The sequence below is a fragment of the Arthrobacter sp. TJ-217 genome, assembly GCF_058269255.1.
Map to the genome: position 1 here is coordinate 34,741 of NZ_JBZCNJ010000003.1, position 18,712 is coordinate 53,452.

Sequence of the window (18,712 nt, forward strand, 5' to 3'; positions counted from 1 at the left end):
CCGGCACTCCGGGCCGCCGTCCCGCGTGACGGCCGAACTCACTTCCGTGTCCGGTAGCTCTCCAGGTATTCCGGGGTCGCCGTCCCGTCGATTGCGAAGCGGGTGAGGTTCCGCAGGAACGGCCCGTCAATGTGCTGCCCGGTGGCAATGAGCCGGTGGTGGACGGCTCCGTAGACGGCGTCGATCACCACGACAAGGTCGACGTCGTCGCGGATCTGTCCACGGCCCCGTCCCCGGTGCAGGATCGCCAGGAACCCCTGGCGTCGTTCCCGCAGCAGCGTCTGCTTGAACTGGGCCGCGAACTCCTCGCTGCGGATCGCTTCGGCCAGCAGGTTGGCGACCGTCGATGCGGCCCCGCCGACCCTGAGGCAGTAGGTCAAGGCGACAAGGTAGGCATGCAGGTCCCGTGCAACATCGCCGGTGTCGTCGACGTTGGTCAGGAGGTTCGTCTTGTAGGTGAATGCTTCGAGCACCAGCAGCTGACGCGACGGCCAGTACCGATACAGGGTTGATTTGCTCACCCCGGATGCCCTCGCAACCGCATCAATTGTGACGGCGTCGTACGTTCGCCGGTCGATCAGGACGCGTGCGGCCTTGAGGACCCGCAGCCGCACCTCGGCCTCGTGCGAGGCGATCAGCGGATGGGCTGGATCGGCCCGGCTGCGCGGCACCACCCGAAGACCGGGCCCGCCCGAACCGGCGACCGGACTGTCCACCGCATCGCTGTCTGCGCTCATCAGACAACCTCAGGCCTTCTTCGCTATCCAACGCTTGTAGCCGTGGAGCCTACACCCGGGCGCCCGCACCTGCCACGTGGGGTGAACTGCATGACCCGGCCAAGCACCGCGCTTGTACGGCAGGCGTGGGTTCAGGAAAACTCGAGAACGCCGTCCGAGGCCCCCTGCAGCCGCAGCAGCCGCTCCTCGTGGAGGCGCTCGTCGATCTGCTCAAGGCTCCGTACTGCTGCGGAGAGGCGCAGTTGCGCCTCGGCGTAGCGCCCGGGATCGGCGTTCGGTTCAGCGTTCTCGCAGTCGAGTCGGGCGGTCAGGACCGCCTGCACCATTCGGTGACGGGCCCTCTCCAGATCGGCGGCCCCGGAAGGCGCGGCTGTGGCAGAGGGCTGCTGGTCGACTGTGGCCATGGCTCAGCCTCTCATACGTCGCGGGCAGCCGCCGGAAATTCTCCCGCGCGCCGTGTTGCCCGCTCAGCGCCTAGGCGAGCAGCGTCGGCTTGAGCTGCTGAAGCCTGCCCAGCAGTCCGTTGATGAACACGGGCGATTCGTCGGTTGAGAGGATCTTGGCAAGCTCAACCGCTTCGCTCACTGCCACGCCGTCCGGGACGTCGTCGTTGAACAGCAGCTCCCAGGTGCCGATGCGCAGGATCATGCGGTCGACGGCAGGCATCCGGTCAAGGGTCCAGCCCTGCGAGTAGGTGCTGAGGTACTCGTCGATCTCCTCCGCGTGCGAGAGCACTCCCTCAACGACGTCGACCGAGTAGTCGGCGATGATCATGTCCGTCTTTTCCCGGCGGGCCTTGATCACCTCGACCGGGGTGACCGAGCGCTGCTCGGCCTCGAACAGAATATCCAGCGCCCGGCGTCGGGCCTTGCTGCGTGCACTCACTCGTTGACGCGTCCCAGGTAATCGCCGGTGCGGGTGTCGACCTTGACCTTGGTGCCGGTGACCAGGAACAGCGGAACCTGGATTTCGTGGCCGGTTTCGACGGTGGCCGGCTTCGTTCCGCCGGTGGAGCGGTCGCCCTGCAGGCCCGGCTCGGTGTAGGTGATTTCGAGGACGACGGACGGCGGCAGCTCGATGTAGAGGGCCGAACCTTCGTGCATGGCGATGGTCACCATCTGGCTTTCGAGCATGAAGTTCTCGGCGTCGCCGACGGTCTTGCCAGGCACGGTGATCTGGTCGTAGTCCGTGGTGTCCATGAAGACGAAGTCTTCGCCGTCCTTGTACAGGTACTGGTAGTCACGGCGGTCGACCGTTGCCGTCTCGATCTTCAGGCCGGCGTTGAACGTCTTGTCCACCACCTTGCCCGAGAGGACGTTGCGCATCTTGGTGCGCACGAACGCACCACCCTTGCCCGGCTTGACGTGCTGGAACTCGAGCACGTTCCAGAGGTTGCCCTCGAGCTTGAGCACGGTGCCGTTCTTGATGTCGTTCGTGGTCGCCACAGGTTCACTTTCGTCGATCGGAGAAATGGAGGGCTGCGTCTGGCCTCAGGCACGGGGCAGTCCGGTGAAAGTCCAGAGACAAGTCTACCCTCTGGGCGCAATGCGTCGCTGGAAGGCCCTTAAGAAGCGATTTCCTGGTAGGCGGCAAACAGGAGCGACGTGTCCGGGACTTCGAGCATGCCCGGCCGGGCGATGCCGTCGAGCACCACGAAGCGCAGCAGGTCGCCGCGCGATTTCTTGTCGCGGCGCATTCCATCGAGCAGGGCAGCCCAGCGGTCCCTGCGGTAGGTGACCGGAAGACCCAGGGATTCGAGGATGGTGCGGTGCCGGTCGGCGTCGGTGTCGTTGAGCCGGCCCACCATGCGGGAGAGTTCGGCGGCGAAGACAAGGCCCACGGACACGGCGGCCCCGTGGCGCCAGGAGTACCGCTCGGCGAGTTCGATGGCGTGGCCGAGCGTGTGGCCGTAGTTGAGGTGCTCCCGCCGTCCCGATTCGCGCAGGTCCTCCGAGACGATCGCGGCCTTCACGGCGATGCTCCGCTCGATCAGTTCCCGCACGGTCTCGGAACGGGCGTCGGAAACGGCCTCGGTGTCCGCCTCGATGAGGTCGAGGATGACCGGATCGGCGATGAATCCGGATTTCACGACTTCGGCCATGCCGGTGACGAGTTCGTTCTTCGGGAGGGTGTCGAGCGCGTCGAGGTCGGCCAGCACTGCGGCCGGCGGGTGGAAGGCGCCGACGAGGTTCTTGCCCTCGGCCGTGTTGATGCCGGTCTTGCCTCCGACCGCGGCGTCGACCATGGCCAGCAGGCTGGTGGGAAGGTGCACAACCTTGACCCCGCGCAGCCAGGTGGCGGCGACGAAGCCGCCCAGGTCGGTCACGGCGCCACCGCCAACGGTGACGACGGCGTCCGAGCGGGTGAAGTCGTTCTGGCCGAGGACCTGCCAGCAAAAGGCAGCCACCTGGATGTGCTTGCCCTCCTCGGCGTCGGGGATTTCCGCCGTGACCGCGGTGAACCCGGCGTCGGCGAGTTCGGCTCGCACCGTGTCACCGGTCGCCCGCAGCGCCCGGGGGTGGATGACCAGCACCCGGCGCACCCGCTCGCCAAGGATTCCGGGGAGCCGGCCGAGGAGCCCGCGGCCCACGACGACGTCGTAGGCGGCCTCGGGGGTGGTCCCGGTTACCGGGATGATCGTGGGCTCAGGTGCCATGTCCGGGCGTCCTTTTCATTGGGTCTTCGTTCAGGTCAAGAAGCTCTTCCACCGCGGCGATGACGCGCCGCAGGGTGCGTCCGCGGGTGTCGACGACGATGTCGGCGACCTCGAGGTAGAGAGGGTGTCGTTGGGCGTAAAGGTCGGTCCAGCGCCGGCCGGGGTCGCCGCTGAGCATGGGCCGCGAGGATCCGCCGCGGATCCGTGGCAGCACCGTCGCGAGGTCGGCGTCGAGCAGGATCACGCACTCGGCGCGCAGCAGCGACCGCGTGCCGGCGTCGAGGACCGCTCCCCCGCCGAGCGAGACAACGAGCGCGCCGGCGTCGGTGTCGAGCACTTCGCGCACGATGTCCGCCTCGATCCGCCGGAACAGTTCCTCGCCGCCGCGCTCGAAGATCCCGGGGATCGGGCCGTGCCGTTCGGTGATCCTGCGGTCGGTGTCGATGAAGGTCATTCCGTGCCGGGCCGCGACGGCCCGCCCCACAGCGGATTTCCCCGTCGCCATTGGCCCCGTGAACACGAAGCGACGCGTTGGAGAGGGCATCAGTAGGCAGCCGACCCTAGGGACTCGGGGATGTTGTCGAGGTAGCTCTTGAGGTTCCTCGCCGTTTCGCCAAGTGAGTCGCCGCCGAACTTCTCGGTGACGGCTTCGGCGAGCACGAGGGCGGTCATCGCCTCGGCGACGACGCCCGCGGCGGGGACGGCGCAGACGTCCGAGCGCTGGTGGTGGGCCTTTGCCGATTCGCCGGTGCTCACATCGATCGTGGAGAGGGCGCGTGGAACGGTGGCGATCGGTTTCATCGCCGCACGCACGCGCAGCGTGTCGCCGATGCTCATTCCGCCTTCTATTCCGCCGGCGCGGTTCGTCCCGCGCACGATCCGGCCCGAGTCGTTGCGCAGGATCTCGTCGTGGGCAACGGTTCCGCGGCGGGAGGCGGTAAGGAACCCGTCACCGATCTCGACACCCTTGATGGCCTGGATGCCCATGAGCGCTGCAGCCAGACGCGAGTCGAGCCGGCGGTCCCAGTGGACATAGCTGCCAAGTCCCGGCGGAAGGCCGTACACGACAACTTCGACGACGCCGCCGAGGGTTTCGCCGTCCTTGTGGGCCGCGTCCACCTCGGCGACCATGGCTTCGGAGGTGTCGCGGTCGAAGCAGCGCAGGGGGTCCTGGTCGAGGGCGAACACGTCGGAGGGTAGGGGCACCGGGGAGTTCGTGGGCAGCGACACCGAGGCGATCGAGACCGTGTGGCTCACCATGTGCACTCCGAGTTCCCCGAGGAACCGTGCGGCAACGGTGCCGAGGGCCACCCGGGTTGCGGTCTCGCGGGCGCTTGCCCTTTCGAGGACCGGGCGGGCCTCGCCGAACCCGTACTTCTGCATGCCGGTGAAGTCGGCGTGGCCCGGGCGCGGCCGGGTGAGCGGGGCGTTGCGGGCGAGGGATTCGAGTTCGTCGGGATCGACAGGGTCGGCGGACATGACACGTTCCCATTTGGGCCATTCCGAGTTGGCGACCTCGATGGCGATGGGCCCGCCCTGGGTAAGCCCGTGGCGGATTCCGCCGAGCAGCCTCACCGTGTCCTGCTCGAACTTCATCCGGGCACCGCGACCATAGCCCAGGCGTCGGCGCGCCAGGGCCGCTTGTATATCGGCAGTGGTCACCGGTACTCCGGCGGGCATGCCTTCAAGGATTCCAACTCCAGCGGGGCCGTGGGATTCCCCGGCCGTCAACCAACGCAACATGTCTCCAATACTGCCATGCGGCGGGGACCGGTTCAGCGCCGGGGTGCGCCGACTGCGTCACACATGCGGTTTATGACCCCTTCATCGAGGGCGGGAACCTCGGGGAAGAACAGGAGAACCTGTTCGACCGCCTGGTACAGGAGCATTTCAAGGCCAGGGACGGTGAGCCCTCCGGCACGCGACCACGCCGTGGCGAGCTCGCTCGGCCACGGGTCGTAGGCGACGTCAAGCAGCAGCCGCGGCGGTGTGCCGGCCACCCGGTCGGCCGGCGCGGCCCCAAGCGATGCGGCGAGGGAGCGTGCAAGGGGGTCCGCGGCGTGCGGTGGAAGGGTGGAAATGACGACGTCGGCGGCCCGGATCCCCTCCACCGCGCCGTCCCAGGGGTGGCCGGTGACGTGGATGCCGAGGCGGGAGCCAATGCGCTCGAGGTCTTCCGCGGCGCCGTCCCGGCGGACGTAGACCCTCGCGCTCCGCGCGCCCAGGTCGCGCAGGCCCGCGACCGCCGCGGCGGCTGTCCCGCCGCCGCCGAGAATGACGGCCTCGCGCGGCACGCCGGCACCAGCGTGGCGCAGCGCGCCCGCCACACCCGCGACGTCGGTGTTGTGACCGGTGAGCCGCACGGCTCCGGGGCCGCCGCTGAAAGTGACGGTGTTGAGCACGCCGAGGGTTTCCACCAGCTCGGAGTTCGAGTCGGTGGCTGCGGCGACCGCCGCCTTGTGCGGCATTGTCACCGAAAGCCCGCGCCACCCGTCCTCGCTCCTGAGCGAGGACACGAAGCGGTCCAGATCCTCAGGTGCCACGTCACGCGCCGTGTAGTCGCAGTCGACGCCCAGGGCGTCATAGGCGGCGGCGTGGAGCAGCGGGGACTTGGAATGGGCGATCGGGTGCCCGATCACCGCCGCCCGGGCGGCCGGCGCCCCGGTGGCGTTCCCCATCCGGTGCGGCCCCTACTCGCAGCGTCCGGCGTTGTCGGCGCACCACGCCTGGTACTCGGCCACGTAACGGGCGTGCTCGGCGAGGGTTTCTGAGAACTTCGTCTCCCCGGTGTCGAGGTCGACGGTCACCCAGTAGTAGTACGGCACGTCCGCCGGCGAGACGGCTGCGTCGATTGCCTCCTCGCTGGGGGAACCGATCGGTCCGACCGGCAGGCCCGGGTTCGCGTAGGTGTTGTACGGGTTCTTCTTGTCCGCCTTTTCCTCCGGCGTGATGTCGTAGCTCTTGCGGTTGAGCCCGTAGGTCACCGTCGCATCGGACTGGATCAGGCCCGAGGTTTCGGTGTTGTCCGGCTTCAGCCGGTTCATGATCGATCCGGCCACCGACGCATAATCGGCTTCTCCGGCTTCGGCCTGGATGATGCTCGCGATCGTGAGGATGCGGTACTGCTCGGCGGGATCGGTGATGCCGTCCTCTTCGAGCTGGGCGAAGGTCCTGGCGACCATTTCCTTGATGATTTCCGGAGCGGTTGCCTCGACGTCGAACCGGTATTCGCCCGGGTGGAGGTACCCTTCAAGGCTGCGTGCCTGCTTGGGCAGGCCGAACTGCTCGGGCTTGGCGCTGAGCGCCTCGAACTCGGCGGCAGGCAGGCCCGTCGACTCGGCGAGGATCGCGAACACTTCGCCCTGGCGCAGGTCGCGGGCCACGGCGGCGTAGGAGACCATCGTCGATTCGCTGTCGAGGAGCGCCGCGGCGGCGTCGGCGGAAGACATCTGCTGGCGTATCTCGTAGTCGCCTGGCTGCACTTCCCTGCCCTCGAGTTTGCCCTGGAGCGCCGAAACGAACACCCCGGAGTCAGCCACGATGTCTGCCGCCTCAAGNCATCTCGTAGTCGCCTGGCTGCACTTCCCTGCCCTCGAGTTTGCCCTGGAGCGCCGAAACGAACACCCCGGAGTCAGCCACGATGTCTGCCGCCTCAAGGCCCTCGCCAATGGAAAGGGGGCCGGCGCCTTCGGCGACGGTGAAGACCACTTCCTCGGTTCCCGGCCCGGGGTAGTCCTTGACGTCATTGAGTCCGAGGACGTCGCGCAGCATCATCGCGGCACCGAAGACAACGCCGGCGAAGACGAGGACGACGACGAGCATGACGACGGTCCGGCGGCGGCGGCGCCGCTGCCGGGACTTGGAGGGCCTCCGGTTCCGGTCGCGGCGGCTCAATTCCTGGTTCTGGAAAAACTGCTCGACCGGCTCAGCCAGCGTAGGCTCCTCTTCATAGGTGACGCCTTCCGCGTGCCGGTCATCCGGGTCATGGGCTGCCGGGGACTGCGGGTAACGGGAACTCACAGTTCCTGGTCCTTCCCACTCAATGTGCTATCCGAAATGACGGGTTCCTCCATTGAGGCCAACAAGGGAACCGAAGGTGTGCTGTGCTGACGCGCGGTGACATGCTCCCCCACGTCCCGTCCGAGTGAACGTTGCATGTCGATGGCATGCTGGAGTATTTCAACCGCAGCCACCTGATCAACTACCTTACGATGTTCCCGGCTGCTCAATCCAGCCTGACGCAACGATCGGTGTGCCGAAACGGTGCTGAGCCGCTCGTCGATGAGCCGAACCGGGATGTCCGTGCCGGCGGCCTGGAGGGCGTCGGCCACCAGTTGGGCGTAGCCGCGGGCCATCGCGGCCGACTCCGCTTCCCGCCCGCTGAGCTGGCGGGGCAGCCCGACGAACACCTCGACGGCCCCGCGTTCGCGGGCCTCCTCGACGAGGACCCGGATGTCGCTGTTCCTCTTGGCGTCCCGTTTCAGGGTCCGGATGGGGGTTGCGAGGACGCCGTCACGGTCGCTGCCGGCCAGCCCTACCCGCACCATGCCGACGTCGACGCCCAGCTTCGGGCCCGCGGGGTGGTCTCCTGGCATGGGACGGCCCGGTCAGCGCGCCGCTACTGCGGCGCGGATCGCTGCGAGGGCGTCGGACACCTTTTCCGGGTCGGCTCCGCCGCCCTGGGCGACGTCGTCCTTCCCGCCTCCGCCGCCGCCGAGCACTCCGGCCGCGGTGCGCACTAGCGCCCCTGCCTTGACTCCTTCGGCGCGCGCCGCCTCGTTGGTTGCGACGAGGATCAGCGGGCGCCCGTTGGAGGTGCCCGCGGCGGCGACGACGGCGGGAGCGGAGCCGAGGCGTCCGCGCAGGTCGAGGGCGAGCGTCCGAAGGGCGTCAGCGCCGCCGACCGCTCCGGCGTCGTGGGCAATAAGGCGCACCCCGTCGACGTCAACCGCCGTGTCGACGAGTGAAGCCGCTGCCGCGGTGAGCTGTTCGTTGCGCAGCCGCTCAAGTTCCTTCTCGGCGGTCTTGAGCTTCTGCAGGGTCAGGGAAAGCCGTTCGGGGAGCTGGTTCGAGGGAACCTTAAGCATTTCAGAGAGCTCGGTGACGAGCGCGCGCTCGGCCGCGAGGTGGCGGAAGGCGTCCATGCCCACGAGGGCCTCGACGCGGCGGTTTCCCGAACCCACCGACTGCTCCCCGAGCAGCGTCAATGATCCGATGAGCGACGTTGAATCGACGTGCGTTCCGCCGCACAGTTCACGGGACCAGTCTCCGTTGATCTCCACGACCCGCACCTTGTCGCCGTACGCCTCACCGAAGAGGGCCATCGCCCCGAGCGCCTTGGCTTCGGCCAGGGGCATGATCTTGGTTTCGACGGTGTGGTTGCTGCGGATGGCGAGGTTCGAAACCTCCTCGATCTCGCTCTTGGCTGCGGCGCTGATCCCCTCGCCCCAGGCGAAGTCGAAGCGGAGGTAGCCGGCCTTGTTGAAGGATCCGCGCTGGGTGGCTTCGGGGCCGAGGATCTGGTGCAGCGCAGCGTGGACGATGTGGGTTCCCGAGTGGGCCTGCTCCCCCGCGTTACGGCGCTGGCGGTCGACGGCAGAGGTGACGGCAGCACCGCGCGTGATTTCACCTTCCCGCACGACGGCCTTGTGCACGTTGAGGCCCTTCACGGGGCGCTGCACATCAAGGACCTCGACGACGAACCCGTCGCCGGTGATCAGGCCGACGTCGGCGGCCTGGCCGCCCGATTCGGCGTAGAAGGGGGTGCGGTCCAGGACGAGTTCAATCTCCTCACCCTGGGTGGCGACGGGAGATGCCTGTCCGTTGCGCAGCAGTCCGGTGACCACGCCGTCGGTGGTGAGTTCCTCGTAACCGGTGAAAATGGTCTCCCCGGCCGCGAGGATGTCGTTGAACACCGAAAGGTCGGCGTGGCCGGCCTTCTTGCCGCGGGCGTCGGCCTGAGCACGCTGGCGCTGCTCGAGCATGAGCGAGCGGAAACCCTCGGCGTCGACGGCGAGTCCGGCCTCCTCCGCCATCTCGAGGGTGAGGTCGATGGGGAAACCGTACGTGTCATGCAGGGCGAAGGCATCCGAGCCCGAAAGCGGCCGGTTGGCGGCCTTGGATTCCTTGACTGCCTCCTCGAGGCGCGCGGTGCCTGAGGCGATGGTGCGCAGGAACGCCTTCTCCTCGGCGTACGCGATGCGGCTGATCCGTGCGAAGTCCTGTTCGACCTCCGGATAGACGCCCTTCATGGCGTCCCGCGAGACCGGGAGCAGGTCCGGCAGGCAGGCCTTCTCGACGCCGAGCAGGCGCATGGCGCGCACGGCGCGGCGGATCAGCCGGCGCAGCACGTACCCGCGGCCCTCGTTCGAGGGGGAAACGCCGTCGGCGATCAGCATGAGCGCGGAGCGGATGTGGTCGGCGACTACGCGCATCCGGACGTCGTCGGTGTGGTGCGGGTCGTCGTCCGATTCGGCGCTGGTGTATTCGCGGCCGCTCAGTTCGGCCGCCTTGTCGAGGACGGGGCGGACCTGGTCGGTCTCGTACATGTTCTCGACGTTCTGCAGGATCATCGCGAGGCGCTCGAGGCCGAGGCCCGTATCGATGTTCTTCTTGGGCAGCTCACCGAGGATCTCGAAGTCGTCCTTGCTGGTTCCCTCGCCGCGCTGGTACTGCATGAAGACCAGGTTCCAGATCTCCACGTACCGGGAGTCGTCGGCCTCGGGCCCGCCTTCGGCGCCGTACTCCGGTCCGCGGTCGTAGAAGATCTCCGAGCAGGGGCCGGCCGGGCCGGGCTGGCCGGTTGACCAGTAGTTGTCCTTCTTGCCCAGCTTCTGGATCCGGTCGGCCGGCACGCCGACCTCGTCGCGCCAGATGGCAAGGGCTTCGTCGTCCTCGTGATAGACGGTGATCCACAGCTTCTCCGGCGGCAGGCCGTAACCGCCCTGGTCGACGCCGGAGGTGAGCAGTTCCCACGCCATCGCGATGGCGTCCTTCTTGAAGTAGTCACCGAAGGAGAAGTTGCCGGCCATCTGGAAGAACGTGCCGTGGCGTGCGGTCTTGCCGACCTCTTCGATGTCGGCGGTGCGGATGCACTTCTGGACGCTCGTGGCGCGGTCGTAGGGCGCCTGCTCGCGGGCGGTGAGGTACGGAATGAACGGCACCATGCCGGCCACGGTGAAGAGCAGCGAGGGGTCGCTGGAGACGAGCGACGCCGACGGCACGACGGTGTGGCCGTTCTTTTCGAAGTAGCTCAGCCAGCGGCTTGCAATCTCGTGGGACTTCATGGGGGTGGAGATCCTTCTCGTCAGGCGGGGGAATGCGGGCGGGGGCTCCGGTTCGCGGGAGCCGGCTCAGCGGCGGACGGCGCTCGCTGCGGACGACGGCGCAGCGGGTTCGTCGGCTGCGATCCCGAGTGCGGCGCGCAGGTCCGACTCGCGCTCGAGCATGCCGGAGCGCAGCGCGTCGGCAAAGTCGGCGATGCTGTCGGAAAGTTCACCGACGGCACGGTTGATCCCCTGGGGGCCGATCGCGGACTTGGCGGCCGAGACCTTGCGCACGGCGAGAACACCGATGGCAACACCTGCTGCCATCCACAGGGCTCTTCTAATCATGGGTGCCTCCTCGGGCGGTGCTCTGGTCGGATAACCGCCGGCCTGTCTCGGACCGGCGTCGAAGGTGTCAGCGGCTGCGGCGGCGCCGGACCGGTGACTTGCGTCCGGCGAAGGCCGAGCGCACGCCGTAGGAGAACGCGGCGACCTTGATCAGGGGCGCGCCGAGCGTCGCGGCGAAAAGCGATGAGAGGGCCGAGATGTTGGCGGAGGCATCCGAGACGTTCGAGGTGATCCCGTCGACGTTCTTCAGCTGCTGGTGTGTTGTGCCTACGGTGCTTGTCACTTCGGCGATCAGGGGCGTTGTCTCGTCACTCACCGTGCGGATTGCCGCGCGCAGTTCGTCGAACACCTTGCCAAGCTTCCACACGGGGATGGCCAGCAGGGCGACGAGCACGGCGAACACTCCGGCGGCAATGAGGCCAGCAATATCTCCACCGGACATGTTCGGTCTCCTTAAGACAGGGAAAATGGGGGGCCGCCATGGGGCGGCCGGTTTCTCTATGTACCTTACCTACTCAATAGCCCGCGGCGTTCGCCGCGGGCTATTGAGCCAAGCTGTTCAGTTAGGTCCGGCGGATTCCTCCGCCGGCGCACGGGTTAGCGTGCGTAGTACTCGACCACGAGCTGCTCTTCGCAGGTCACGGGGACCTCGGAGCGCTTGGGGCGGCGGACCAGGCGGGCCTGGAGCTTGTCGAGCTGAACGTCGAGGTAGCCCGGGACTGCGGGCAGGACGTCGCGGTGGGCGCCTGCTGCAGCAACCTGCAGCGGGACCATGGTCTCGCTGCGGGAGTGGACGTGGATGAGCTGGCCTTCGGCGACGCGGAACGACGGGCGGTCAACGCGGGCTCCGTCAACCATGATGTGGCGGTGCACAACAAGCTGGCGGGCCTGGGCGATGGTGCGGGCGAAGCCGGCACGGAGCACGAGGGCATCGAGACGCATTTCGAGCAGCTCGATGAGGTTCTCACCGGTCAGGCCCGCGGTGCGGCGGGCTTCCTCGAACACGCGGGTCATCTGCGCTTCGCGGATACCGTACTGGGCGCGCAGACGCTGCTTTTCGCGCAGGCGTACGGCGTAGTCGCTGTCCTGCTTGCGGCGGGCGCGTCCGTGCTGTCCGGGCGCGTACGGCCGGCGCTCGAGGTACTTCTCGGCCTTGGGGGTCAGAGCAATGCCGAGGGCACGCGAAATGCGGACCTTCCGGCGGGCACGTGTGTTGTTAGCCACGTTTACCTTTCACTGTTTCTGCGGCAAAGAGCCTGGGCCGCTTCCGCGTCCGGGCACTTTCTTTGTGTTGCTGGCCTCCTCTTGCGGAGAGCCGGGAGTAGCCGCGTCCCGGTACTACAGTCAGCGGAGCGCACAGCCCGACCCTCCGGTAACCGAGGGGATGGGCACAAGCGCAGCGCTACTTGCCAGTCAACCAGCTATCTTAGCAGTCCCCGGAGGCGCTTACTTGCCACGCAGGATGCGCCGGAGCCTGGCGAGCCGCGTGCCGATGTCGCGCTCGGCGCCGCGGTCGGTCGGCTTGTAGTAGTCCTTGCCCACGAGGTCGTCGGGCGCGTACTGCTGGGCCGCGATTCCGTGCGGTTCATCGTGGGAGTAGATGTACCCCCTGCCGTGGCCGAGCTGGGAGGCGCCGGGGTAGTGGGCGTCGCGCAGGTGGGCAGGGATGCCCTGGCCGCGTCCGGCGCGGACGTCTGCAACGGCAGCGTTGATCCCGTTGTAGGCGGCGTTCGACTTCGGCGCCGTCGCGATGTGGACGACCGCCTCGGCGAGGATGATCCGTGCCTCGGGCATTCCAACAAGCTGCACCGCCTGGGCCGCCGCCACGGCCGTCTGAAGCGCGGTGGGATCGGCCATGCCCACATCCTCCGATGCCGAAATCATCAGGCGCCGCGCGACGAAGCGCGGGTCCTCCCCCGCCTCGAGCATCCGGGCGAGGTAGTGGAGCGCGGCGTCGACGTCGGATCCGCGAAGGGTCTTGATGAAGGCGCTTGCGACGTCGTAGTGCTGGTCCCCGGCCCGGTCGTACCGCAGGGCGGCGACGTCGAGCGCTTTTTCAGCGTGCTCGAGCTCAACGATCACCGGCCCGTCCGGTTCCTGCTGCGCCGAGGTGGCTACTCCCGCCGCGGCCTCAAGGGCGGTCAGGCCCCGGCGGGCGTCGCCGGCGGCAAGGCGCACGAGGTGCGCGAGGGCTTCCTCGCTCACGGTGACCGTGCCGGCCAGCCCGCGCTCGTCGGCCGCGGCACGGGTGAGCAGCCCTGCAATGTCGGCCTCCGTGAGCGGCCGCAGGGTCTGGAGCAGCGAGCGTGAGAGCAGCGGTGAAACGACGGAGAAGGAAGGGTTCTCGGTTGTTGCGGCAATGAGGACAACCCAGCGGTTCTCCACGCCCGGCAGCAGGGCGTCCTGCTGGGCCTTGTTGAACCGGTGGATCTCGTCGAGGAAGAGGACAGTGGTCCTGCGGTAGAGGTCGCGTGCGGTGAGGGCCTCGTCCATGACCCGGCGGACATCCTTCACGCCCGCGGTGATTGCGGAAAGTTCAACGAACTGCCGGCCCTGCCCCCGCGCGATCACGTGGGCGAGGGTCGTCTTGCCGGTGCCTGGCGGGCCCCAGAGGATGACCGACGACGGCCCGGCCGGCCCTCCGGCGGCGGCGTCGCCCGCGAGGGTCCTGAGCGGAGAGCCCGGGCCCAGGAGGTGCTGCTGGCCCACCACTTCGTCGAGGGACCGCGGACGCATTCTCACGGCGAGCGGGCTGCGGGGGCGCTGCGCCGGAGTGCCGGCCCCGGAACGTCCCTGGCGGTCCGCCGGCACCGTGGAGTCATCGGAACCTGACGGGTCCTCCATGTCCACGCTGAATAGATCATTCACACCGCCAAGGCTACTGTGTAGCACGGACACCGGCAGCGCCGGCGCCCGTGGCCGCAGGGCGCCCACGCCAGCCCTGACATTTACGGGCTGGGTTGAAGATGACGCCGGGACGGAACCGGGCTGGGGATGACTCCGGGACCGACCGGCCTGCGGGCCGAAGTCGGACCCAGGACCTGGGCCAAGGCAGCCACGTCCGCTCAACCGGCGCAGAGGAAAGGGCCCGATGGCTGATACACGAAGGGTCCTTGTCCCGGGGCAACGCCTGGCGGGGTGGGTTGAACGGTTCGCCGAGCGCAACGGCGGCTACACCGCAGCGGCAGGAGGTGGTGGGAATGAACCCGAGGGGAGCCTGGTGCTCACGGCAGCGAACAGCTGCCGCGCGGTGCTCACTCCCCCGCTGACCGGCACCCCGGCCACCGCTCCGGCATCCCTTGAGTCACTGGCCCTCACGGCGTCGGCGCCCCGCACCGTGGGACTGCTCCTGGTGCGCCGCGGCGGCTATTCGGTCGGTGCAGCGCGGGGCGGGTCGCTCCTCGCGACGAAGACGGGAACACGGTACGTTCAGTCGCGCACAGCGGCCGGCGGCTGGTCGCAGCAGCGGTTCGCGCGGCGAAGGGCCAACCAGGCCTCCGCGCTCGTTTCAACGGCCGCGGAGCAGGCGGCCGCGGTCTGGGCGGGGCATCCCGTCGACTGCCTGCAGCTTGGCGGCGACCGGCAGCTCGCCCTCGAGGCGCTCCACCAGCCCGGTCTTGCGCGCTACGTGGCCCTTCCGATGCTGCAGTTCATAACCGTTCCCGACCCGCGCCTCGAAGTGCTGCGCCGGACCGCCGCCGACGCGATGTCGGTGCGCATCACCATCACCGACGCGCCGCCGCTGGCCGGCCCGCCCGGGTGAACCGCCTGCGTGCCCGCCTCAGGCCTGCGCGGACGGGCCCGCCCCGGCACAGTCACCGGTGCGCCGCCAGCGGCTAACCGTGATCAGCCTTTCGGAACTCCTGCCTAGGGCTGCGCCGATTCGGCAGCGCGCCGCAGCCGGCCGATGGCCTCCGCAGCGTCATCGGCCCCGTACACGGAGGATCCCGCAACAAAGACGGTTGCCCCGGCTTCGGCCGCCCGCATGATGGTTTCCTCGGTGACGCCGCCGTCAACCTGGACCCGCACGGGAAGGGAAGCGTCGCCGATCGCCCGGGCTGCCTTTCGAATCTTCGGCAGGGTGAGCTCAAGGAATGACTGGCCCCCGAATCCCGGCTCCACCGTCATGATCAGCAGCATGTCCAGTTCACCGAGCATATCGAGGTAGGGCTCGACGGGCGTGGCCGGCCGCAGTGCCATTCCGGCGCGGGCGCCGCCGGACCGCAGTTCCCGGGCGAGCCGCACCGGTGCCGTTGCCGCCTCGGCGTGGAACGTCACCGACTGGGCCCCCAGTTCGGCGTAGGCCGGCGCCCACCGGTCGGCGTCTTCAATCATCAGGTGCACGTCCAGGGGCAGCGGGCTGACCTCCCGGATGCGCTTCACCACCGGCTGTCCCAGGGTCAGGTTCGGCACGAAGTGGTTGTCCATGACATCGACGTGCACGGCGTCGGCGGTGGCGATGCGTTCGAGCTCACACTGCAGGTTCACGAAATCGGCGGAAAGAATGCTGGGGTTGATGGAGCAGGCTCCCATGGCGGTCCTTCGGGTCGGTGGCGGGCGAACCGGTCCTCGCGGGCGAGGGTCGGTTCCGGTCAGGCGGGTTTGCGGATCAGGGCGAGGAACATGGCGTCGGTGCCGTGCACGTGCGGCCACAGCTGGGCTGTTTGGCCGTGGCCGGCGGAGAGCGGTCCGCCGATGCTCACCGCGTCGAGTGCCGCGCCGGCGTCGAGGAGCTCAAGGTCCTTGCGCTTCCGCAACACGTCCTCAACCACCGCAGAAGTCTCGGCGTGGTGCGGGGAGCAGGTGACGTAGGCGACGACGCCGCCTGGCCGCACCGCGTCGAGCGCCGATTCGAGCAGGCCGCGCTGCAGCGGGGCGAGCGCGACGAGGTCGGAGGGCGAGCGCCGCCAGCGCGCCTCGGGCCTGCGGCGGAGGGCGCCCAGGCCGGTACACGGCGCGTCGACAAGCACGCGGTCGAAGCTTTCCGGGTCCTCCTGGCCGATCTCGCGTCCGTCGCCGACGCGCACGGTCCAGGTTTCACTGTTCACGGGCCGCAGCGCGTTGCGCACGAGCTGCGCGCGGTGCGGAACCGGTTCGTTTGCCACAAGGGTGGCCCCGGCCGGCTGCGCGAGGGCGGCGAGCAGGGCGGACTTCCCACCCGGACCGGCGCAGAGGTCGAGCCAGCGCTCGTGGGCCGGGGCTTCACCTGCGGAGCCGCCACCGCCGAGCGTTACGGCTGCCAGGGCGCGGGCCACGAGCTGGGATCCGGCGTCCTGAACGCGCAGGGTCCCTTCACGGACTCCGGCGAGCCGGCCGATGTCGCCGCCTGCGAAGTAGGCCGATCCCTCGGCGAGCTGTCCGGGCTCGGCGCCCGCCTCAAGCGCCTCATCCAGGGATCCGAGCCCGGGCAGGGCCACGAGGTTCACCACGGGGGCGGCGTTGTCCGCCTCGAGGAGCTGGTCGATCTCGGCCGGATCGCGTCCGTGCGCGGCAAGGGACTGCCGGAGGGCGCGGATGATCCACTCGGGGTGGCTGTGGGCGATCGAGGCGACCTTGACCGCGTCCTCCTGGCCGGCTGTGAGCTCGGCAATCCACTCCGCGAAGGTCCGTTGCGAAACCTTGCGCAGGACGGCGTTCACCAGGGAGGCCGGCCCGGCACCGATGACGGCGCGGACAAGGCCCACGGTCTGGTCGAGGGCCGCGTGGGCCGGAACCCTCATGGCCAGCAGCTGGTGAACTCCGAGGCGGAGGGCGTCGAGCACCGCCGGGTCGAGCTGGTCGAGCGGCCGGTCCACGCACCGGGCGAGCACGGCGTCGTAGGTTCCCTGCCCGCGCAGTGCGCCGTAGGCGAGTTCGGTGGCGAAGCCGGCATCGCGGCGGTCGAGCCGGTGCTTGCGGATACTCGCAGGGAGCACGAGGTTCGCGTAGGCGTCGTCGGCCGCGACGGCGCGCAGCACCTCGAAGGCCACGAGCCGCGCAGGGTCCGCCCGGCGGGTCCGCTCCGAGGGCGCGGACTGCGAGAATTTCCGTTCGCCGGAGCGGTTGCGTTCGCGGCCCTTCTCATTGCGGCGCCGCGGCGGTCCTCCGCGCTGCCCCGAGACTTCCCCAGCACTCATTCGAAAACCAACTTCCCGCGCGCCATGGCGCCCCTTGCCCAGTCGCGGGCGTCCATACTTTTCTTACCTGCCGGCTGCAGCTCACCGAGTACAACGGGGGCCGACCCCGTACCGATCAGGACGCTGCCGCCCTCGAGCGCCGCTTCCCCGGGCGCCAGCTCCCGTACTGAAGCCCCGTTTCCGGGCTGGGAGCCGGCCGGTTCGAACTCCACCGTCCGCACGGGCCCCACCTTGATGCGCTGCCCGTTCAGGAGCGTCCAGGCCCCGGGCTCGGGGGTCACGGCGTTGATCCTCCGCCGCACGGCAAGTGCCGGTTGGCTCCAGTCGACGCGGGCATCGTCAATTGTCAGTTTGGGCGCCAGTGAGACGTCTCCGCGTTGGGGAACGGCGTCGATGCGCCTCTGGTCCAGGGCGCTGAGCGTCTGGACGAGAAGCACCGACCCGCTGTCGGCCAGCCGGGCGAGCACTTCGCCGCTGGTGTCCGACGGCGAAAGCGTCTCAGTGAGCGTTCCAAAGACCGGCCCGGTGTCGAGGCCCCGCTCGAGCCGGAAGGTCGAGGCTCCCGTGATGTCATCCCCGTTGAGCACTGCGTGCTGCACCGGCGCCGCACCGCGCCAGGCCGGCAGGAGCGAGAAGTGCAGGTTGATCCATCCGTGCCGCGGGAGGGCGAGCGCGGCTTCGGGAACAATACCCCCGTAGGCGACGATCGCTGCGGCATCGAGGTGGAGGTCGGCGAGCTGCGCCGTCAGGGCGTCGTCGAAGCGGTTGGCCTTGATGGTCGGCAGTCCCAGTTCGGCGGCCCTCACCGCCACCGGGCTGGGAGCCATGACCTTCTTCCGCCCGACGGGCGCGTCGCGGCGGGTGAGTACGCCTGCGATCTCGAACCCGGCCTGGGCAAGCGCATCGAGTGAAGGAACGGCGACCGTGGGAGTTCCAGCGAAGAGGATCCTCACAGGGACCGGCCCTGCGGGTTCCGGGGCCGGTCGGCGGAACCGCCGTGCCCTGCGGGGCGGGTGAAGCTTGAGCCAAGGCTCCTGGCGCGCTGCGCCTCGGTCTGTCCGGCGACCTCGTTGTAGCCGGCGCTGCGGATGGCCCTCATTGCCGACTTCCGGTCCTCGCCGGTGAGGCGGTCGATGTAGAGGGTGCCCCGAAGGTGGTCGGTTTCGTGCTGGAAGCACCGGGCCAGCATTCCCGTTCCCTCGACCTGCACGGGATTGCCGGTTGCGTCCTGTCCCGTGACCCGCGCCCACTCCGCCCGGGGAAGGTGGTTCCCAAGTCCGGGGACCGAAAGGCATCCTTCGACGTCGTGGTCGCCCTGGATCTCGTCTCCAACCTCAAGAACCGGGTTGACGATGTGCCCTTCAACCCCGTCGACGCGGTAGGTGAAGACCTGGAGGCCGATGCCCACCTGCGGGGCGGCAAGGCCCGCGCCTTGGACGTCGATCATGGTTTCGCGCATGTCCGCCACCAGCTTTTCCAGCTCGGGGCCGAAGTCGGTGACTTTGGCCGCGGGGGTGCGCAGAATTGGGTCTCCGATAATGCGGATACTGAGTACAGCCATCGAGATGGAAATCCTTAACCTGGGGAACG

The 18,712-nt window shown here is 68.8% G+C and carries 20 protein-coding genes; 1 reads left to right on the forward strand and 19 read right to left on the reverse strand.

All coding sequences use genetic code 11. The features are described from left to right. Window positions 1-38: 38 nt before the first annotated feature. The 15 genes from AC4D2R_RS05940 to AC4D2R_RS06010 form a co-directional block, all read right to left on the reverse strand. Window positions 39-737 carry a TetR/AcrR family transcriptional regulator gene (locus AC4D2R_RS05940; RefSeq protein ID WP_490938463.1) on the reverse strand — a complete coding sequence of 233 codons (699 nt, stop codon included), beginning with the start codon at window positions 735-737 and terminating at the stop codon, window positions 39-41. Window positions 738-868: 131 nt separating this feature from the next. Next, a complete protein-coding gene (locus AC4D2R_RS05945) occupies window positions 869-1,141 on the reverse strand; it encodes a hypothetical protein (protein ID WP_490938465.1) in 273 nt (90 codons plus the stop codon). Window positions 1,142-1,211: 70 nt separating this feature from the next. After that, window positions 1,212-1,622, reverse strand: a complete 411-nt coding sequence (gene nusB, locus AC4D2R_RS05950; protein ID WP_490900079.1) for a transcription antitermination factor NusB — start codon at window positions 1,620-1,622, stop codon at window positions 1,212-1,214. Continuing rightward, the gene (gene efp, locus AC4D2R_RS05955) at window positions 1,619-2,182 is read right to left on the reverse strand and encodes an elongation factor P (protein ID WP_490938467.1); all 564 of its coding nucleotides are present in this window, start codon (window positions 2,180-2,182) and stop codon (window positions 1,619-1,621) included. Before efp ends, nusB begins: the two co-directional genes overlap by 4 nt. 119 nt (window positions 2,183-2,301) lie before the next feature. After that, window positions 2,302-3,393: a 3-dehydroquinate synthase gene (gene aroB / locus AC4D2R_RS05960; protein WP_490938469.1), complete on the reverse strand. Its 1,092-nt coding sequence runs from the start codon at window positions 3,391-3,393 to the stop codon at window positions 2,302-2,304. Further along, entirely contained in the window at window positions 3,383-3,937 is a 555-nt protein-coding gene (locus tag AC4D2R_RS05965) for a shikimate kinase (protein ID WP_490938471.1), read from the reverse strand. The genes aroB and AC4D2R_RS05965 overlap by 11 nt, the downstream gene beginning before the upstream one ends. Beyond that, the gene (gene aroC / locus AC4D2R_RS05970) at window positions 3,937-5,136 is read right to left on the reverse strand and encodes a chorismate synthase (RefSeq protein ID WP_490938473.1); all 1,200 of its coding nucleotides are present in this window, start codon (window positions 5,134-5,136) and stop codon (window positions 3,937-3,939) included. Before aroC ends, AC4D2R_RS05965 begins: the two co-directional genes overlap by 1 nt. 32 nt (window positions 5,137-5,168) lie before the next feature. Beyond that, on the reverse strand, window positions 5,169-6,071 hold the full coding sequence (locus AC4D2R_RS05975) for a shikimate dehydrogenase family protein (protein WP_490938475.1): 903 nt from the start codon (window positions 6,069-6,071) through the stop codon (window positions 5,169-5,171). Between the two features lie 12 nt (window positions 6,072-6,083). Then, window positions 6,084-6,932 (reverse strand): endolytic transglycosylase MltG, encoded by an 849-nt coding sequence (gene mltG, locus AC4D2R_RS05980; protein WP_490938477.1) that lies wholly within the window; start codon window positions 6,930-6,932, stop codon window positions 6,084-6,086. A gap of 477 nt (window positions 6,933-7,409) precedes the next feature. Further along, complete coding sequence (gene ruvX, locus AC4D2R_RS05985) at window positions 7,410-7,988, reverse strand: Holliday junction resolvase RuvX (RefSeq protein WP_490938479.1); 579 nt, start codon at window positions 7,986-7,988, stop codon at window positions 7,410-7,412. Between the two features lie 12 nt (window positions 7,989-8,000). Then, on the reverse strand, window positions 8,001-10,679 hold the full coding sequence (alaS, locus tag AC4D2R_RS05990) for an alanine--tRNA ligase (protein ID WP_490938481.1): 2,679 nt from the start codon (window positions 10,677-10,679) through the stop codon (window positions 8,001-8,003). A gap of 66 nt (window positions 10,680-10,745) precedes the next feature. After that, window positions 10,746-11,006, reverse strand: coding sequence for a DUF6167 family protein (locus AC4D2R_RS05995; RefSeq protein ID WP_490938483.1), 261 nt, complete (start codon window positions 11,004-11,006; stop codon window positions 10,746-10,748). A gap of 67 nt (window positions 11,007-11,073) precedes the next feature. Beyond that, a complete protein-coding gene (locus tag AC4D2R_RS06000; RefSeq protein ID WP_490938485.1) occupies window positions 11,074-11,448 on the reverse strand; it encodes a DUF948 domain-containing protein in 375 nt (124 codons plus the stop codon). 155 nt (window positions 11,449-11,603) lie between these two features. After that, entirely contained in the window at window positions 11,604-12,230 is a 627-nt protein-coding gene (gene rpsD, locus AC4D2R_RS06005) for a 30S ribosomal protein S4 (protein ID WP_307083131.1), read from the reverse strand. Window positions 12,231-12,452: 222 nt separating this feature from the next. Continuing rightward, window positions 12,453-13,874 (reverse strand): replication-associated recombination protein A, encoded by a 1,422-nt coding sequence (locus AC4D2R_RS06010; RefSeq protein ID WP_490938487.1) that lies wholly within the window; start codon window positions 13,872-13,874, stop codon window positions 12,453-12,455. A 223-nt stretch (window positions 13,875-14,097) separates the two neighbouring features. Here AC4D2R_RS06010 and AC4D2R_RS06015 point away from each other — a divergent pair, with 223 nt between their 5' ends. Beyond that, window positions 14,098-14,769 carry an acVLRF1 family peptidyl-tRNA hydrolase gene (locus tag AC4D2R_RS06015; RefSeq protein ID WP_490938490.1) on the forward strand — a complete coding sequence of 224 codons (672 nt, stop codon included), beginning with the start codon at window positions 14,098-14,100 and terminating at the stop codon, window positions 14,767-14,769. A 104-nt stretch (window positions 14,770-14,873) separates the two neighbouring features. Here AC4D2R_RS06015 and rpe read toward each other — a convergent pair whose 3' ends face one another. The 4 genes from rpe to def are packed head-to-tail and all read right to left on the reverse strand — an operon-like array spanning window position 14,874 to window position 18,683. Next, the gene (gene rpe, locus AC4D2R_RS06020; RefSeq protein WP_490938492.1) at window positions 14,874-15,539 is read right to left on the reverse strand and encodes a ribulose-phosphate 3-epimerase; all 666 of its coding nucleotides are present in this window, start codon (window positions 15,537-15,539) and stop codon (window positions 14,874-14,876) included. A gap of 59 nt (window positions 15,540-15,598) precedes the next feature. Further along, window positions 15,599-17,122, reverse strand: a complete 1,524-nt coding sequence (locus AC4D2R_RS06025; protein ID WP_490938494.1) for an RsmB/NOP family class I SAM-dependent RNA methyltransferase — start codon at window positions 17,120-17,122, stop codon at window positions 15,599-15,601. Then, the gene (locus AC4D2R_RS06030; protein WP_490938496.1) at window positions 17,119-18,075 is read right to left on the reverse strand and encodes a methionyl-tRNA formyltransferase; all 957 of its coding nucleotides are present in this window, start codon (window positions 18,073-18,075) and stop codon (window positions 17,119-17,121) included. The genes AC4D2R_RS06025 and AC4D2R_RS06030 overlap by 4 nt, the downstream gene beginning before the upstream one ends. Next, entirely contained in the window at window positions 18,072-18,683 is a 612-nt protein-coding gene (def, locus tag AC4D2R_RS06035) for a peptide deformylase (RefSeq protein ID WP_490938498.1), read from the reverse strand. Before def ends, AC4D2R_RS06030 begins: the two co-directional genes overlap by 4 nt. Between the last annotated feature and the right edge of the window lie 29 nt (window positions 18,684-18,712).

Excerpts from the sequence above, each read along its gene's own strand:
- AC4D2R_RS05940 (WP_490938463.1), bottom strand. The coding sequence starts at position 737 with ATGAGCGCAGACAGCGATGCGGTGGACAGTCCGGTCGCCGGTTCGGGC.
- AC4D2R_RS05945 (WP_490938465.1), bottom strand. The coding sequence starts at position 1,141 with ATGGCCACAGTCGACCAGCAGCCCTCTGCCACAGCCGCGCCTTCCGGG.
- aroB (WP_490938469.1), bottom strand. The coding sequence starts at position 3,393 with ATGGCACCTGAGCCCACGATCATCCCGGTAACCGGGACCACCCCCGAG.
- AC4D2R_RS05965 (WP_490938471.1), bottom strand. The coding sequence starts at position 3,937 with ATGCCCTCTCCAACGCGTCGCTTCGTGTTCACGGGGCCAATGGCGACG.
- aroC (WP_490938473.1), bottom strand. The coding sequence starts at position 5,136 with ATGTTGCGTTGGTTGACGGCCGGGGAATCCCACGGCCCCGCTGGAGTT.
- AC4D2R_RS05975 (WP_490938475.1), bottom strand. The coding sequence starts at position 6,071 with ATGGGGAACGCCACCGGGGCGCCGGCCGCCCGGGCGGCGGTGATCGGG.
- ruvX (WP_490938479.1), bottom strand. The coding sequence starts at position 7,988 with ATGCCAGGAGACCACCCCGCGGGCCCGAAGCTGGGCGTCGACGTCGGC.
- alaS (WP_490938481.1), bottom strand. The coding sequence starts at position 10,679 with ATGAAGTCCCACGAGATTGCAAGCCGCTGGCTGAGCTACTTCGAAAAG.
- AC4D2R_RS05995 (WP_490938483.1), bottom strand. The coding sequence starts at position 11,006 with ATGATTAGAAGAGCCCTGTGGATGGCAGCAGGTGTTGCCATCGGTGTT.
- AC4D2R_RS06000 (WP_490938485.1), bottom strand. The coding sequence starts at position 11,448 with ATGTCCGGTGGAGATATTGCTGGCCTCATTGCCGCCGGAGTGTTCGCC.
- AC4D2R_RS06015 (WP_490938490.1), top strand. The coding sequence starts at position 14,098 with ATGGCTGATACACGAAGGGTCCTTGTCCCGGGGCAACGCCTGGCGGGG.
- rpe (WP_490938492.1), bottom strand. The coding sequence starts at position 15,539 with ATGGGAGCCTGCTCCATCAACCCCAGCATTCTTTCCGCCGATTTCGTG.
- AC4D2R_RS06025 (WP_490938494.1), bottom strand. The coding sequence starts at position 17,122 with ATGAGTGCTGGGGAAGTCTCGGGGCAGCGCGGAGGACCGCCGCGGCGC.
- def (WP_490938498.1), bottom strand. The coding sequence starts at position 18,683 with ATGGCTGTACTCAGTATCCGCATTATCGGAGACCCAATTCTGCGCACC.